A 16,356-nucleotide genomic window follows, 5' to 3' on the forward strand; every position below is an offset into this window, starting at 1 on the left:
CGACCTCTAAATGTTATGTTATAACACTTGGAGAACATTAAACGCAGCCTGCCGAAGCGATCCTCCACTCCATGACCATCCCTCTTTGCCCTTCCCGACGTGTCGCCACAACGCTCTGCCTGCTGGCCTGCAGCGCGGGTTACGTAAACGCCTCTGAACAGGTCGAGCTTGCTCCGTCCACGATCAAGGCTATGGCCCAGTCGCAAAATGCAGAACACCTCGATTCCATCAACAGCGCCGGTTCTCGCCTGCCGCTAACGGCCTTGCAGACCCCGGCGAGCACCAGTTCTCTCGATGGCGACGAAGTGCGCAGTCGCGGTGATGCCAATGTGCAGCAGGCCGTGGCCCGCAGCCCTGGCATCACGGCTATCGGTACGCCCGGCGATGGGGGTACGGCGTTGTCCGCGAGGGGGTTCACCGGTCAGGGATCGGTGATGCAGTTGTATGACGGCAGCCGCATGTACAGCGCCATGGGCACCGTCACCATGCCGGTCGACACTTGGGCAATCGACCGCATTGAAGTACTGCGCGGTCCGGCCTCCGTGCTTTACGGGGAAGGTGCCACCGGCGCCGTGATCAATGTCATCCCCAAGAAGCCCTTCGAAGGCGATATCGAGAACCACCTGCGGCTTGGCTACGGTTCGTACGATAGCCAGCAGACAGCGCTCGACAGTGGCGGCTCGTTGTCCGACCAGTTGAGCTATCGCCTGAACCTTAATCAATTGCGCAGTAACGGCTGGATCGATAACGGCGACTCGCAAAGCACGTTCTTCAGCGGTGCGTTGCACTGGCAGGCCAGCGAAGACTTGTCGTTCACCCTCGCCCACGACGGCGGCAACCAGCGCCCCATGAATTACTTTGGCGTACCGCTGATCAACGGCCGCTACCACGAGGGCTTGCGAAACAAGAACTACAACATCGAGAACGACAGACAGCATTACGACGATCAATGGACACGGCTGACCACCGACTGGCAGATCTCCGATCAGGTGACCTCATCCAACACGCTTTACTACCTGACCTCGCACCGACGCTGGCAGAACGCCGAAAACTACAACTGGGACGTTGCCACTCAGCAACTTTCGCGCAGTGGGTATTTCAGCATCAAGCACGATCAGGAGCAGGTGGGAGATCGCCAGACGTTCACCTTCAAACACAGCCTGGCCGGGCTGGACAGCCAGAGTGTGCTGGGAATGGACGTCAACCGCATCCGCTTCAAGCTGACCAACAATTCGCCCTATAACGATGTGAACCCTGCGGGAGACCCCATTGACTTCAAGCACCCCGCAGCGGGCCGTTTTCAGAGTGCGTCACCCTATTTGGAACTGTTCAACAGCACGACCCGACAACTGTCGGTCTTCGGGGAGAACCGCACCCAGCTGAACGATCAGCTTTCGGTGATCACAGGTGTGCGGCGTGATTATGTGGATATCGAACGCAATGCCATGCGTGACGACAGCCGCACGGAAAAAGACCTGATCGGCAACAACTGGAAGGTCGGACTGGTTTACGCGCTGACGCCGGACAGTTCTGCCTACGCTCAATACTCGACCAGCACCGATGGCATTGGCAGCCTCGTGTCACTCAATCCCACGCAGCAACAATTCGACCTCGCCACGGCCAGACAATCGGAAGTGGGCTTCAAACAGGCCCTATGGGACCAACGCCTCGAGTGGACGCTGGCGGCCTACCATATCGTCAAGAAAAAGCTGCTCACCACCGATGCCGGCAATCCTGACCTCACCCAACAAGTGGGGCAGCAGTCTTCAGACGGGCTTGAAGCCAGCATGAAGTTGCAACTGCCGCAGGACTGGGCACTGACCGCCAACGCGGCCATCGTCCGCGCGCGCTATGACCAGTTTGATCAGAGCGTATCGGGCGTGGCCGTCTCGCGTGACGGCAATACACCCGTCGATGTGCCAAAGCGCACGGCTAACCTGTGGCTCGACAAACAGCTGGGCAGTTCTGTGCAGATCGGCGGCGGGTTGCGCTATGTCGACAGCCGATACGCCGATAGTGCCAACACCAGCAGACTGCCCGCCTACACCGTGGCCGATGCCAGCCTGTCGTGGAAAGCACTGCGCAATACCACGCTCGGCTTGCAGGCGCGCAACCTGTTTGATCGCCAATACGCAGCGAGTCAGTACAACGGTGGTCAGCAATGGATTCTTGGCGAACCCCGCTCGTTGTACGTGACTGCGGACCTGAGTTTCTGATGCTTGCGCTAGAGCGTCTCGCGTGGGCACCGGAACAGGCGTCGGTCTGCGCGCACGAACACTTCGCCCTGAAAGACATCGACCTGCAGATCGCCGCTGGCGAGTTCGTCGGTCTGATCGGCCCCAATGGCAGCGGCAAGACCAGCCTGCTGCGTTGCGCGTTCCGCTACAGCCGTCCGCACAGCGGCAAGGTCGTCATCCGCGATCACGACATCTGGTCCCGCAGCCCCCGCTGGTGCGCCCGACACGTCGCGGTGGTTGCCCAGGAGTTTCCCGACGCATTCGGTCTGACGCTGCTGGACGTGACAAGCATGGGCCGCGCACCTCATCAGGGGTTTTTCGCCGCAGACAGTGATCACGACCGCGCCATTGTGCAGAGCGCCCTCAAAGCCGTCGGGCTGGCGGGATATGAGCAGCACCGTTTCGACACGCTGTCCGGCGGAGAGAAGCAGCGCTGCCTGCTGGCGCGGGCACTGGTGCAAGAGCCCCGGTTGATGGTGCTGGACGAGCCGACCAATCACCTGGACCCACGCCATCAGCTGGAACTGCTGGGCCTGGTCAAACAACTCGGCGTGGCGACGCTGGCCAGTATTCATGACCTGAACCTGGCGGCGGCGTTCTGTGATCGCCTGTGTGTCATTCATCACGGTCGGCTCATTGCCCAAGGCTCGCCTCGAGAAGTACTGACCCCTGAAATGCTGCTCCACGTGTTCGGCGCCAAAGCGCTGGTCGACAGTCACCCACTGCGTGATTACCCGCGCATTACCTGGATACCTTAGATGAACGCCCTGCTCACCCGTCTGGCTTTGATCACCTTGCTGTGCAGCCCGACGGTGCATGCGCAATCCACCGCCTACCCCGTCACCGTGCAAAGCTGCGATCGCTCGGTAACATTCACTGCGGCACCGAAGCGCGCCGTCAGCAATGACGTGAACCTCACCAAAATGATGGTTGCGTTGGGTTTGCAATCGCACATGGTGGGCTACAGCGGCATCACTGGCTGGAACAAACCTGATCAGGGCCTGCTGCATGATCTTGGCAATTTGCCGGAGCTGGCCAGTAAATACCCGTCTTTGGAGACGCTGCTCAATGCCAACGCTGACTTCTATTTTGCCGGCTGGAACTACGGCATGCGGGTGGGCGGCGATGTCACGCCGCAAAGCCTCGCGCCGCTGGGCATACAGGCTTACGAATTGACCGAGTCCTGTGCGCAGATCATGCCTCGCGCCGAAGCGACGCTGGAGGATGTCTACAACGATCTGCTTAATCTGGGTCGGATATTCGACGTGCAGACCCGGGCAGAAACACTGGTTGCGCAGATGCGCCGCACCGTGAGCCACGTGCAGGCAAGCGTGGCAGGCCAACCGTCGCCCAGGGTTTTTCTCTACGACAGCGGCGAAGACCGGCCCATGACCGCCGGACGCCTGGCTATCCCTCAGGCACTGATCAGCGCGGCTGGCGGTCAGAATGTCATGGGGGACGTGGCGGCCAGCTGGACCCACGTCAACTGGGAGTCGGTTGTGCAGAGCAACCCCGAGGTTATCGTGATCGTCGACTACGGCGAAGTCAGCGCAGTGCAGAAACAGCACTTCCTTGAAAGCAACCCGGCGCTGCAATCCATCGACGCGATCCGCAACCGGCGCTATGTCGTCCTGCCTTACGTGGCGGTAACGCCTGGCATCGATAACGTCACGGCCATCGAAACGCTCGCAGCGGCATTTCATGACGTGAAGCAATGACGCTGGCGCAGTGGCTGACCGAGCGGCGAAGCCGTTACACCGGTCTTTTGATCACCCTGACGCTCGTGCTGCTGATGTCATGCCTGATGTGCATCACCTTCGGCGCGGCCCCTGTGCCGTTGAGCCGGGTGATGGATATCCTGATGTTCAAGCTGTTCGGGGCCAGTGAAAACCCACCGCTCTGGACAGCGGGACAGGAAACCATCGTCTGGCTGATACGCACGCCACGCGTATTACTCGGCGTTCTGGCAGGTGCGGGGCTGGCGCTGATTGGCAGCGTGCTGCAAGCAGCAACCCGCAACCCTCTGGCAGACCCCCACCTGTTGGGAGCGACCTCGGGCGCGACACTTGGCGCGGTTATCGTGGTCATGCATGTGGGGGAAGTGCTTGGCATGCTGACATTGCCACTGGCCGCATTTGCCGGCTCGCTGGTCAGCCTGTGTCTGGTGCTGTGGCTGGCCAGCCATAAAGGTCGCCTGGACAGCCATCGTCTGCTCCTCGGCGGAGTTGCCGTGTCTTTCGTGATGATGGCGATTGCCAACTTATCGTTGTTTCTGGGCGACCATCGCGCCAGCTCATCAGTACTGTTCTGGATGCTCGGCGGGCTGGGCCTCGCACGCTGGGAACTGCTGACCGTGCCACTGATCACGGTGCTGTCCGGCTGGGTTCTGTTGCAGGGTTTGGGGCGTTCCCTGAACGCCTTGATGGGCGGCGATCAAACCGCCATCAGCCTTGGTCTGCAAGTGCGCAACGTGCGCCTGCTGGTTTTCCTGATCGCCTCACTGATGACCGGCGTGCTGGTCGCCCTGTGCGGCTCGATAGGTTTTGTCGGCCTGATGGTGCCGCACATGGCCAGACGCCTGGTGGGCTCGGAGCATCGACGCCTGCTGCCCGTCGCCACACTGCTCGGGGCGTTGTTGATGATCTGGGTGGATGTCATCTCACGCACACTGATCGCGCCCGAGGATCTGCCGATAGGTATTGCGACGGCGCTGCTGGGCGGGGTGTTTTTTATTTTTATGATGAGGCGGGGTTAGGCATGGGCACTTCATGGCCAACTGAGTAGGCTGTAGGTTCTGAGGCGAAGGCCAAGTGGTAGTGATTGATGCGACCGTGAGTGCGCCGGCTGTATTAATAATTGCGATTGGATGAGGGGTGGGCCTCGCAATACAGATTGCCATGAGCGACGATGTCACCGATTGGGTACGTCTTTCGGTAATTTGCTGACGGGAACAGAGCAGTAATGTTCAATATTGAACCGCATCGATATTTAACCAGCATAGGGGGAGCTTGGTTTTTGTTCGCCCTGCTGGCCGTGTTTTCGGCAGGTGTTGTACCGAGTGCGTTAACGATCCCTGCCGCTGTATTTGTGATGTGGATAACTTACTGGTGCGTTGATTGCGCGTACCGGACTGAACAGTTTAGTAAGTACGCCAGTCTTAGGCTGTTTACGAATTTGGGTGTTGCCCCTGGGTTCGCATTTTTAATGGCGCTGGTCGTCACTTACAAGCAGTTTAAGTTAGGGCTTGGCATGTCGGTACTGATCAGTTGTATGCCGCTCGTTGTCTGCGCAATTGTGTATTCTTTATTATGTGTATGGCGGAGCCCTGGAAGGTCTCTGGTCGTGCGTTCGCAGCGCGTCGAAGTCGTGGAGCCTCATCAGGAGAATCGGTGGGCACTCGGCGCTGTTGGGGGCGGCCTGGGAATACTGACTTATCCAGTTTTCCACGCTTATAGATCGCCAGCGTTGCTGCTCGTCTTTCTATTTATGGTGATTGCCCTTTTTATGTTGTTTTACCATCGCACCAGTATTTCATCCCTGCGTAGGTTGAAGGATCAGGAAGCGCGGGAGCATCAAGAATACACATTCGTAAATGTAGAAGAACTTCGCTCCAGGCGCGCGGCGTCCTGGATTGGCCGCATTTTCTCTACCAAGGTAGACCGGTGAGTTTTTCAGTAGCCGTTTTCAAGACGTGCATAATGTTGAAGGACCTTCTTTCTGACACTTGGCGGCTCCATGAAGCTTGCAGGGGATTCCCTCGGTAGGCTTATAGATCCAAAACGCCTAGCGGGAGCCAAGATGAACAATCTCACTGGCCCCTGCGACAGCTTTAATTCTCTAAACCCAAAGTTGAAGTTTGAGAATTAAAACTGTCGCACCTAGGTCCCAGTTTTCGCTGCTTTCAGACCCGCGATGAGAAAACACAAAACTGTCGCAGCGATCTATAACCCCCTGTGAAAGCAAACCGCTTGAGAATTAAAACTGTCGCGGCTTGGACGATGCGGCCTTAGAGTACGTTTAAATGCACCGGCGGCTGGTCGGCGAGCCCTCCCGGCAGCATCAACCGTTTCTGCCACTCGCACACGAGCCTGCGTCATGACCTTCGAACCACCCCAGAAAACCAATCCACACAAGCTGACGGTCAACCAACACACGTTCCCTAGCGCCAGTATTGCCCGCTACGCAAACAAAGAGGGGGCCGTTCAGGTATTCCACAAGTCGTCCCAGCGAATGTTTTACGCCAAGCCCTCTGATCAGACCTTTGGCGCTCAGCGCATCTGGGATCAAAGGGCGGAAGCTGGATTTATGAAGGACATCGAGGACACCTTCCAAACGCTCGCCTCGATGCTAGATGATCCAGCTTTTCAAATGGGACCACAGCACTTCTCTATAATCAACGAGTTCTATTGTCTGTGGAATATCCGAGCTCAACGAAAAAAAATTGGCCATACAGCCGACCCCTCAGTAGGCACCCCGGAAGTAATCGGTCTAAGGCGAAACTACACCAAGGATGAGCAAGAGCAGCTTGAAGCGGCGGGTATTGGGTACATTCGTCCCGACTTCACCGTTTCCAGTCGCTTCCTCGCCGCGCCGTCCATTCAGCTACAACTGTCCAACTCTACCGAGAGGATGAAGATGCGCGATATAACATGGAGGCTGCTGAAGGCTGACGATGGAGAGTTTATCGTTCCAGACAATTTTTTTAACCTGCTGGCGTTACCACTATCACCTACCCGCTGTCTTTACGCCCATCCTACAACACCTTCAGGCCGACTAAACCGGTGTGACGTTGCTGATATCAATCGGGAGGCCGTGACGACCAGTTACGATTACTACTTTGCTCGTGACCTTAGCCTGTGCCCACTGTGACGTCCAAGGTAGTCGATCAACCGCCTAACAAGGCTGAATTTTAACCTCCCCTGAGGCTGTGAACCCAGAGCGGACGAGTTGCATGTGAGCCGCAGCAAGGAACGCATGATTGATCCGTTGACTACCTTCTGCGACTTAGGCGGATACAGGTCGTTTTCTGCTCCTCTCAACAGAAGAAAATCAGCCCCAAACTTTCGCCCTAGCGCGCCCAACAACACAACGACCTCAATTTGCTATCATACTCACATTTCGCTCGCCAACAGGTCAAATCCAGCTGGGATAGAAAAGGAAGCTTGATCTCAAGCAAGCGAGGCGCTCTGGCTTGGTGCAGTATCAATAGTGCATCACCAATATCTTTCCTTGTTGAGATTGGAACCATCATTACTTCGGATGAATTTTCGGCCTCAAAGGCTTCAGCTGGTCGAGCAATATCAATGACGGGGGCTATGGAGGCAGAGTATGGCCAAATCAAGAGAACTAAAATCCATAAAATTGGAAATATAGGAAACCCATGCATATATTCATAATGAAACATTGTTACAAGCTACTTTCTGGTCTAGAACACCCTTGGCGTAGCACTGTCCGATATACGGCAACCGCCTTACTGTTCTCACTAGCGCTCAGCTTGCTCACTATTTTTATGGTGTGGTTCAGTAACACACCTCTCTTTGACATAGGTAAATTTTTCGCAAAAATTGCAGAGCAGATTATAATATTCCGGCTAAGCCTAATGCTGGTGTTAGTTGGTCTTACTATTTTATGGGCCATCCTGAAACGAAACACCTCGACCACAATTGCCTGCGCGTTGCTTATCAAGATCATTACCGGATCCTACACGACGGCACTGATAACATCATCGATTTCGCGATTTATGGTGGTCAGTGGCTGGTTCGGGGACTGGACCGACAATCTCCCTTGGTCGTCGATATATCCGACCATCGCGCTACCGTTTACCGTGCTGTTGTGGAGCGGGACCTGGTGGGGTGTTTTGGTTCTGCGTAACCACGTCAAGTCCTTGGCACGGGACGAAGACCGGGAACACTTCGATGTTTATGACTGGCTGCGCCAGTTCTTTCAGCGCAGACTCGAGAAACGCCCTCATTGAGAAGTCCGGGAGATTAGCTTACTTCGACTGCGGCGACCTTGCTCTGACTATTCGGGGGGCACCCGTATCAACCAAGTGTCGAGCCGCAGGCAGTTCTCCGGAGGGTTACAGCTGTATCGCTATGATGGCTAATTTTGTCTTTCATTACCCTTTGGTGTCAGAAGATTTTAGTGGTTGGCGCTGCGCATGAATCTCATGAGCTTTATGGCGACACCTTCGTTAAGCGCCTATTTCGCAATTTTTGGTCATCGACGCTCCGCGGCTTTAAGCCAGTCATTTATGCCGTCAACACCCAGAGTCAGCAGCAAATCCTGCGTCGCTATCACTCGCTGCAGCATCGCACCACCGTCTGACTCCTCCTGTTCTTCAGCCTGCGCGAAAAGGCGGGTTAGCAGTTGTGTAAAGTTGCTCTCATGGTCGTATAGATATGGGGTTGCCTGTCGAACAAAATCAAGGTAAATCTCGGTCGCTTCTAATGCGTACATTGGATCGCGAAGTGACATAGCGTTAAGCCATGCATTGAAGCCATAGATGTCGTTTCGTGCAGAATCAGCTTCTGTTGCTAGCAAGAACAAGCAGCGCCGAATTAGTTTAATGGGTACAGCAACCAGCGGCGCTGTCCCTTGGAAGAGGTTGCAGAATTTACGGGCAACTGCAACAGCATAATGATTCTCTGCATTCAACCCTGCCTTAAGACCGGCCAGGCACTGTTCCCGGTGCTGCTGAATGTTGTCGCTGTGAGTCCAAACGCTTGCCGCACCACACCACGCTTCGACGGTTTCCCCTGCACTGATTTTCACGAGAAGAGAAGAAAAGTCCAATCGTTTCGAAAGAGCAGCCAGTGCGGATATGCGCCCCCAAGTCTCAAAATCCTTATTGCTGCCGTCGTGATAAATGCGTGCTAGCCACAAAGCGACAATTTCAAATTTTTGGAAGTAAGCGTAATACAGACTAGATTCGGCTATTGGCCAAAGTCCGGGGCATTTTTCTTGCATGGTAAGGCCAAATAGCTCCCAGCCAAGTTCGGGGTGATGGCTTTGCAAATAGGACATTCGCCTCAGCAGTAGGGCGCGAATAGCAGGGTGCGGGTCTGCGGCAAATAGGCGCAACGCGTTCGGCAGGAACTGGGGCCACGGTACACCGTTCTTTTCAAGTTGATTGGCTAAGATCATTAAGGCTTCCGCTGCTCTACCCTTGACCATATTGATGCCAGCTGTCACCAAATCAACGGAATCCCCTGAGATAGAGCTCTCTTCCAGTAGTGTCGAAAAATCCGCTGCCAAAGACACTAGCCGAGTAGCGTCCTGTGGAAGCTCAACTACGTGTGCGCAGCTCTCGATTGCTTTAGACGCGACGCGGTTGTGGTGCCAATGACTCGGATGCGTTTCGAGCTCATTCAGGATGTGCTGCGCCAACGCTGTCGCACTGGGCTCATCTTCGGGTAACCAAGTACCATTTACCTGCAAGTTACCGTAGCGGTAAGCCAAGTAGGTCGCAATGCCCTCCATGAGATAGTCTCGAAAGCGGTCAGGGATACGTTCCCAGTTGGCTGATAAGAGCTCCATAAAGCGTGTGGGGTGGCGCGAAGCCGCCTCACACAACTGTGAGCCAACCTCCCGCTCTCCCCCCATCAGAAAGTCATCAAAAGAGCTCCTGGCATACGCTTTGTAATGATCCAGCAGGCCCAGCACGGAGTCATCGCTTGCGCCAAGAAACACCTCGAAAGAAAACGGTGCGCTAACCATTCCTCCACGCATGTGAATGTCTGGCTGACGAATCAGAGGCCATATTTCTTTTTCGCATTCGTCCAATACACCCTGTGCGTCGGCTGAACGTAAATGGCAGGGGATGGTAAGGATAAGTTGCGCTTGATCTCGCAGTATCCATGCATGATGCTTCGGGTCTGATGTAGTTTCCCGGTGGAGGGTTAAAACAGTCGAATGTATTGCGTCTTGCGTAGCCGCATCAAGGTGCAGAAAAGTGATATGTATAAGCGTGCCGAGTTCATATGACAAAGCTGAGTCGAGCAGCTTTTTGTTGCAAAGCATGCGGCCAATCACATCCAGGTTAGTGGCTGGTGCTGCCATGCACGCGAGGATGGCGAAATAGCTCAATGCGCCTTCGGTGCTGAAGCACAGACGTTCGCTGTTGCTTTTCCACCAACTCGATTGCGCGCTTGCGTGATGCACGATGGCAGTTTCAACGGCATCCAGCAGTATGCGTTCACTATCAAGGTGCCAGTGTTCGGTCTGGGTATGTGCGTCGTTGTATGACGTTTGGTGCAAGAAGCCGCTCCAAAGACTTTTCGGAGCCTCGCCATAACGTGAGTTCTTGACCTGGCTCCATCGCTCAATCGATGCTATAGCAAGGTCAAGCAATGCCGTGGACTTTCGCATTCGATCTGCGAGAAAACTGTTATTGCTTGTCCCAAACTCATGCGGTTGACAGTGCAGCTTTTTGTCAAAGCTATGGGCAAGCACATCTTCATCGGTGACTTCGCCAGCGACATAACGCCACAGAACCGTATCATCCATACCACCATCTTTTACGCAACGCGCGAGTGCATGCCCGAGAAAGGTATGTTCTTGCCTCGGTAACTTAAGCAATTCGACAAGCAAAGGCACAAGCACCGCCGAATGGTCTGCATGGACTTGGGTGACCGCATGTGCAATAGAATTTGTCAGCTGAGCATTATCCACCCCGTCAAGTGTCAGTACCTCGCTCCAAAATGCGAACACCCCTACGGCATCGTCATTTTTCCATTGAGATACACGGTGCACATGCATCGTTAACCCGTCAACATCGCGGGTATCTTTCAAAAACGGTACTAGATGCCTCATCCAGAAGTGATGCCATTCCACCCGAGCTGCCTGGGTGTAGATCACCTGAAACACATCACGATGCTGGTTGCGCAGGTCGAGTATTAGAAGCCAGTCGTCATCGTGTGGGGGCTGTTCTGTAAAAGTTTCCGCCACAAGACGGCGAATATGAAAGGCATTGTTGCCTGTCAAAACAGTACGCAGCTGCTTTCGGAATTCGCGCCGATCTCCGGTTGTCAATTGCGTGACAAAGCTGCGAATGCTGGGGCGCACAAAAGGCACGGGCGGTAACCGTTGTATGAATGCGTTCAAAGTAACAGCTTGGCGTACCGCGCCGCTGATCACCAACACGTCGAGCAGCGTCTGGTGCCCGAATGTCAGTTGCCCATCCTGCGTCTCATGCAGCACATTATTACTTAGAAGTGCACGTTGAATATCTTGTGAGGCGGTGAATCGCTGACGTGGCACCGCAAGACTACGCAACGTTAGCATTTCAGTCGCGATGGCCTCGATGGCTTGCATGGCGGCATCGCCCAGTGCGCTATTGGCCTGCACGGTCGTAGCAAGGTAGCGCTGTGCCAGCGCTTGGCTGGTCACTACATTGAAGATGCCTCCTTGCTGCGCTAATTCAACAAACAATGCCAATTCACGTGGATTACAAATCAATTCACGCGTGGTCGTATCGATGGCCGATGCTTCAATGCCTAGTTTTACGAGCGGCGGCGCTATCTCGGTATCCCATTGCAATGGCCGGCAGGTGATTTTTGTACCCCAGCTTCGCTGAGCGATACGCCGATCGTAATGACAGTCAAAGTCGCGACAGGCAGTGACAACGGTAATATTGGGAACCAGCAGCAAACGATCAATTTGGGCAAGGAAGTACGCAAGTACACTGTGTTCACGTGCAATAGAAAGTACATCTAGCGAGTCAATAATTACGACCACGTGGGCATCTTCCGCCATACGTGCCGCGCCTTCTACCCAATGTTCAGGTAGGCCTAGGGCCTGACGGTCTTGCGCAGTGACAATGTCGGCGAACTCGCGCGATTGAATGAACAGCGGCAGTAGGTCAACGCGGGTTTGGGCGCGTTGCTCCAGTGCTTCTTGCACGGCAAGCATCACGCAGGTCTTGCCAGATCCAGGCAAACCGGTGAGCAAGATGGAGCCATGTTTGGCTTCAATGGCTTCGATGAGTTCGTTGACGGATGGATTCGAAAGGCTTTCACTGCCAATATCCCTGCGCCATGACCGGCCAATGGCAGAAGTGCTCTTGAATGCAGTACGAACCTTTACCATGTCCATGGGAGGGGTCAGCATCGAGCCTGCGTCGTCCAGCAAGACTTTGAGGTTATCTTTTGACAGTCGATGTTGCGTCGCGCTGCTTTCGCCATGTCCGATAATACGCATACCGAGGTAGTCAAGGCGTGTCCATAGGGTGTTGTAAGCCGCTGCCCCATTGCTTACTAACCGACACAAACGCTCGCGTAGAAACGCCTCCATGCGGTCCAGTTCTGGGCTAATTTCAAACGTCGTGCGTCGTAGGAATTGGTAGGTTGAAAGATTTGACGCCTGTTCGACAAGTAAACTTCCTAGTTCGGTATCTGACTCTAGGAGCGCCTTGCCCAGATTGCTTTGGTAGGTTGTTTCGTCGGCATAGTTGGTACTGTATTCTCGCAGTCTTGAGAGATCACCAAATGCGCTGCGAGAATAGAAGCGAATTTCCGCTGTCGGATCGTTCGCCAACAAGCTAATTGCTTTGCGCAACTCATCGGCGAGGTCGGCGGTAGACCAGGACTTATGGAGCGCTTGGTTTTTTTTGCATTGGCAGTAGATTTTGATGCCATTTACTTTTCCGATGACCAAATCGTCCACTGAGCAGCTTACTGAATCTACCTCAAGCCACTGGTAATCAGGGTCCGAAAGGACGCTCAAAGCCCATTCAAAAGCAACCAGCGTTTGGTAGCCATCTCCTCGATTAGACTGAATCCCTGCTTTGCTCATTTACTTGTCCTGTTTGACTACCACTGTCCTCAAAACTATTCAGCCCCAAGGCTGTGCTGCACCTTATTTTTTCCGGCAAGCTTAGCTAGTGCGCCATGCGATATCCGAATACGTCCTCAACGCCGTAGAGTGGCGCACACCTTATGTCGGCGTAGCACCGGCTGATGACAGCGTCCGATGCCTCCTATCGTTTTAGTGTTCATTGGTTGCAAAAAGCGGTCCGGGGTAATGTGACGTAGTGGCGTATAGATTGACTGTTATCCTTGATGTTGTCACCGGGCATTCTGCGGAGCTGATTGCGCACGCCTACACCGCACTGCCTCGGATGATTATCGAGCACTTGAGGCGTGGCAGAGCTTTTCAGGGCGCTGTCCATGATCGCCGCATCGCAATGGTTATTGCATTACAAAGGGTTTCATGAGGAAGCATCCATACTCTTTTCATGAGTTGGCATAGAAGTCTTCTTGTCAGCAGAAATTCCGATCGTTGCTCAAGGTGTTGGACTCAATAGTTTTAGCCTGTGGCTTACCCTGGCGGTGAGCAGCACCGTACGAAGCGAAATTGTCATAAAGAAAATAGGTACGCGCTCCCCCCCATTTGACGGCCTCTCAATCAGCGATGCTCCTGGGCGTCATATGCCATTAATGGACAAGATCGCGCCAGGGCAATGGCTCTAAGATCACCGAGAAACGTTTTAAGGTACTGCGGAAATCCGTTTCAGGTCAGCTAGCTGTTGAGCTTGGTATACCCTGCACTCGGCGGAGCTTTGTGAGGTTCAGATGTTTAACGGATCACTGCGAGAGCTTATCTATCGCCATCTTCCCATCAGGGAAGGTAGCGGTCACTTCCAAACTACTACCTCCCAGCACATTGACGCATTCCCTCAACGTTGCGATGTAACGGTCAGCGACTGTAAGCGCAGCCTTGATGGTCGCCGGATGGTCACCTTGAGTGCGCATAAACATGAGCGCCATTGCGTGTGCGTCTTCAAGCCTTCTATCAAAGAACTGCTGCTTACGCTTGGCAGCGGTCTGGCGCGCTTCAAGCCGCTCTTTTATAGAAACAACTTTTCCTTGTTCATCGGTCATGTTGAGCAGTCCTCCTTGGCCTGCAGGGGAAGTGTATGAGCTTTTCCGAAAAACTCACGGTGCTGATAGACGAACGGATAGGTAACGATGGTTTCTGGCCCGACCTGTTTCTGGCCAAGTTCCAAAAAGGTTGCCGCCTGCTGGCGAATAACTAGTGGACTTGCTGGTGACCGGCCAGACCATGGCCATGATTGAGGTCAAAACCGATCTGGCGTGAGGACTCACCGACCTACAAGGTGAAATAATGAATAGATGGGAGTTTACCGGTGCGACAACTCCCCCCGCGCAGTTTCGAGAATATGGCGCGACGCAACACATGCTGGGTCGTTTACTGATCAATGCCGACACATGCATTCGCGTAAAAAAAGACTCTCTCCCAGTTTTCCGGTCCTTGACTTCCCATGTAGTTCGTACACATCATTCGTCCCGAAACGAGCATCCCCTCGGCATTTCATTGCGGAGCGCTCAGGTCAAAGCGCATCAAGGATCAGCTCTTTAGCGATAACGCGTACTACACAGGGTATACGCGTAATCAAAAACTTTAAACTGAAGGCTCTATCAGGGCCAGCTTGGCTAGTTGAATCAGAAATGCACAGCTAGTATGGGCAGCATAATGGTGAACATCGTCGGACTTGGTTTCATCGCCAAAATCGCAAACAGATTTTATAGAAATACACATCGGACGCGGCTCGGCTGCATGCTGCGCAGCAGTAAACACAGCATAACTTTCCATCTCGACTCCAACAAGATTTTTGTGCAGATCCCGAACATCGCTCATTAAGGAGCTTGCCTGTAGTACAGACGCACCACTTGCCATAGCCTCTATAAACACTTGAGGCTGGTGATTAGGTTTATTTCCAGTATAATCGTAATGTAGATTCTTAAGGAATATATCATCTGCTGCGACCGACTTCGCTGCGGCTCGTAATGATTCGTCCAGACGCCATTGGTAAGTCGCCGGGCGGAATCTCAGCGTGTCCGTATCGACTTCACGTTGCCACTTGCCACTTCCCCAATCGAAGCAAGGATCCGCGATCAAAATATCCCCAAGGCGAGATTTTCCTCTCACGCCAGCGCATATCCCAGCAATTGCGAGATATTTGGGACGGAAGGTATGGATTAATTTAGACGCAGCAACTGCAGCAGACGGCATGCCCATTCTTGGAGCAACAGTGGCAACAGCCCTCAAGCTTCCGTCGGGGCCGCTAAGCACGGTCTCATAATAATCAGCATGATCATATGGAACAATCACCTTCGTCCAACACCCAAATGATAGCAGGCAATCCAGCTCCTCCTGTATAGCGGTGAAGACGGCTAAGTCGTAATGGTAGTTTTTTCCGTCATTGGCGAAAGGTGGCTTATTAAGACCTTGCAAGTAGATTAAAGCCTCCTTTAGGGGGTGGTGCCAGGAAACATCCGTGTAAGAAAAGCGCATCAGTTTCCATAATGGTGATGAAAACTCAGATGCGGCGACGTCAGCACCATCGTCAAAAGCAGTTAGGCCGAGTAGACAACCCGGTCGCTTTGCATGGTTATTGTTTTTTATAAAATGGAGGACATCCAGGCCTGCCCCCACCTCTGGTCCGGTGTTAGAGTTTCGTGCCAAGTTGATGTCTAGGATGACCAAATCATACCTATTGGTACGGATGGCTTTTTTTGCCGCCAGGACATCGTAAACGTGGTCTATATGGTCTTCATTTACTCCGGGAACCTCGAGAGTAACCTTAGTGATAACACGATGTTTTTCACTGTCATCGTCAACGAGTAGGATTTTAATCATCTAGATTCACCAATGCCAATAACTGCTGCAAATGAGGGCGCCAATTTGTTCCATTTTGATCATAATAAACGCTTCCTAAAAAGACGTCTGGGAATTCGCGATGACATTGAGCAGTGATCTCTTTGAAGCTCACTTCGTCTTCATCGTCGCCGAACGACTCAAGCTGAGTCACAACGATTATTTTGGTATGTATCCCTTTAAGCCTGAGTTTTCTCATAATATCGTATCCGCCAAGCGGTCTGAGCCTACCCTCGCGCGCATTTGGCCGCCTGTCGAACGTAGGCAACGTCATGTCGAGAATAAGTGTATGAGGTGGGTGTGCCTCGATCGCTTTAAGCCCACTTTGAAAACTTGCATATAAATGGATATCTTGCGTATCGCCGAGCAGATCGCTGACAAAATTAATAAGGTTGTTGGCTTTGATAGGACTGTCTTCGACGATGTAGATTCTCATACA

Annotated in this window: 12 protein-coding genes; 8 read left to right on the top strand and 4 right to left on the bottom strand. The window is 53.6% G+C overall.

The genetic code is table 11. The features are described from left to right. Nucleotides 1-71: 71 nt before the first annotated feature. The 7 genes from BW686_RS09155 to BW686_RS26440 all read left to right on the top strand — a co-directional run bounded on the left by BW686_RS09155 (nt 72) and on the right by BW686_RS26440 (nt 8,211). Nucleotides 72-2,216, top strand: a complete 2,145-nt coding sequence (locus BW686_RS09155) for a TonB-dependent receptor (RefSeq protein ID WP_256898360.1) — start codon at nt 72-74, stop codon at nt 2,214-2,216. Next, nucleotides 2,216-2,995, top strand: coding sequence for an ABC transporter ATP-binding protein (locus BW686_RS09160; protein ID WP_084916010.1), 780 nt, complete (start codon nt 2,216-2,218; stop codon nt 2,993-2,995). The genes BW686_RS09155 and BW686_RS09160 overlap by 1 nt, the downstream gene beginning before the upstream one ends. Beyond that, a complete protein-coding gene (locus tag BW686_RS09165) occupies nt 2,996-3,955 on the top strand; it encodes an ABC transporter substrate-binding protein (protein WP_084916011.1) in 960 nt (319 codons plus the stop codon). After that, on the top strand, nt 3,952-4,992 hold the full coding sequence (locus BW686_RS09170) for a FecCD family ABC transporter permease (RefSeq protein WP_084916012.1): 1,041 nt from the start codon (nt 3,952-3,954) through the stop codon (nt 4,990-4,992). The genes BW686_RS09165 and BW686_RS09170 overlap by 4 nt, the downstream gene beginning before the upstream one ends. A 206-nt stretch (nt 4,993-5,198) precedes the next feature. After that, complete coding sequence (locus BW686_RS09175) at nt 5,199-5,903, top strand: hypothetical protein (RefSeq protein ID WP_084916013.1); 705 nt, start codon at nt 5,199-5,201, stop codon at nt 5,901-5,903. A 429-nt stretch (nt 5,904-6,332) separates the two neighbouring features. After that, nucleotides 6,333-7,106 carry a hypothetical protein gene (locus BW686_RS09180; protein WP_084916014.1) on the top strand — a complete coding sequence of 258 codons (774 nt, stop codon included), beginning with the start codon at nt 6,333-6,335 and terminating at the stop codon, nt 7,104-7,106. A gap of 730 nt (nt 7,107-7,836) precedes the next feature. Beyond that, on the top strand, nt 7,837-8,211 hold the full coding sequence (locus tag BW686_RS26440) for a hypothetical protein (protein WP_143514172.1): 375 nt from the start codon (nt 7,837-7,839) through the stop codon (nt 8,209-8,211). A 245-nt stretch (nt 8,212-8,456) separates the two neighbouring features. Here BW686_RS26440 and BW686_RS09190 read toward each other — a convergent pair whose 3' ends face one another. Together BW686_RS09190 and BW686_RS09195 are read right to left on the bottom strand one after the other, a co-directional pair. Continuing rightward, nucleotides 8,457-13,031 (bottom strand): AAA family ATPase, encoded by a 4,575-nt coding sequence (locus BW686_RS09190; RefSeq protein WP_084916016.1) that lies wholly within the window; start codon nt 13,029-13,031, stop codon nt 8,457-8,459. A 791-nt stretch (nt 13,032-13,822) separates the two neighbouring features. Next, nucleotides 13,823-14,119, bottom strand: a complete 297-nt coding sequence (locus BW686_RS09195; protein ID WP_084916017.1) for a hypothetical protein — start codon at nt 14,117-14,119, stop codon at nt 13,823-13,825. A 35-nt stretch (nt 14,120-14,154) separates the two neighbouring features. On the opposite strand from BW686_RS09195, the gene BW686_RS26960 reads away from it, so the two are divergent. Next, a complete protein-coding gene (locus BW686_RS26960) occupies nt 14,155-14,274 on the top strand; it encodes a head completion/stabilization protein (protein WP_143514173.1) in 120 nt (39 codons plus the stop codon). 386 nt (nt 14,275-14,660) lie between these two features. Here BW686_RS26960 and BW686_RS09200 read toward each other — a convergent pair whose 3' ends face one another. Both BW686_RS09200 and BW686_RS09205 read right to left on the bottom strand, forming a co-directional pair. After that, the gene (locus tag BW686_RS09200; RefSeq protein ID WP_084916018.1) at nt 14,661-15,899 is read right to left on the bottom strand and encodes a phosphorylase family protein; all 1,239 of its coding nucleotides are present in this window, start codon (nt 15,897-15,899) and stop codon (nt 14,661-14,663) included. Continuing rightward, entirely contained in the window at nt 15,892-16,353 is a 462-nt protein-coding gene (locus tag BW686_RS09205; protein WP_084916019.1) for a response regulator, read from the bottom strand. The genes BW686_RS09200 and BW686_RS09205 overlap by 8 nt, the downstream gene beginning before the upstream one ends. Nucleotides 16,354-16,356: the final 3 nt, after the last annotated feature.

It is taken from the genome of Pseudomonas syringae, from assembly GCF_002157375.1.
Lineage (GTDB): Bacteria > Pseudomonadota > Gammaproteobacteria > Pseudomonadales > Pseudomonadaceae > Aquipseudomonas > Aquipseudomonas syringae_T.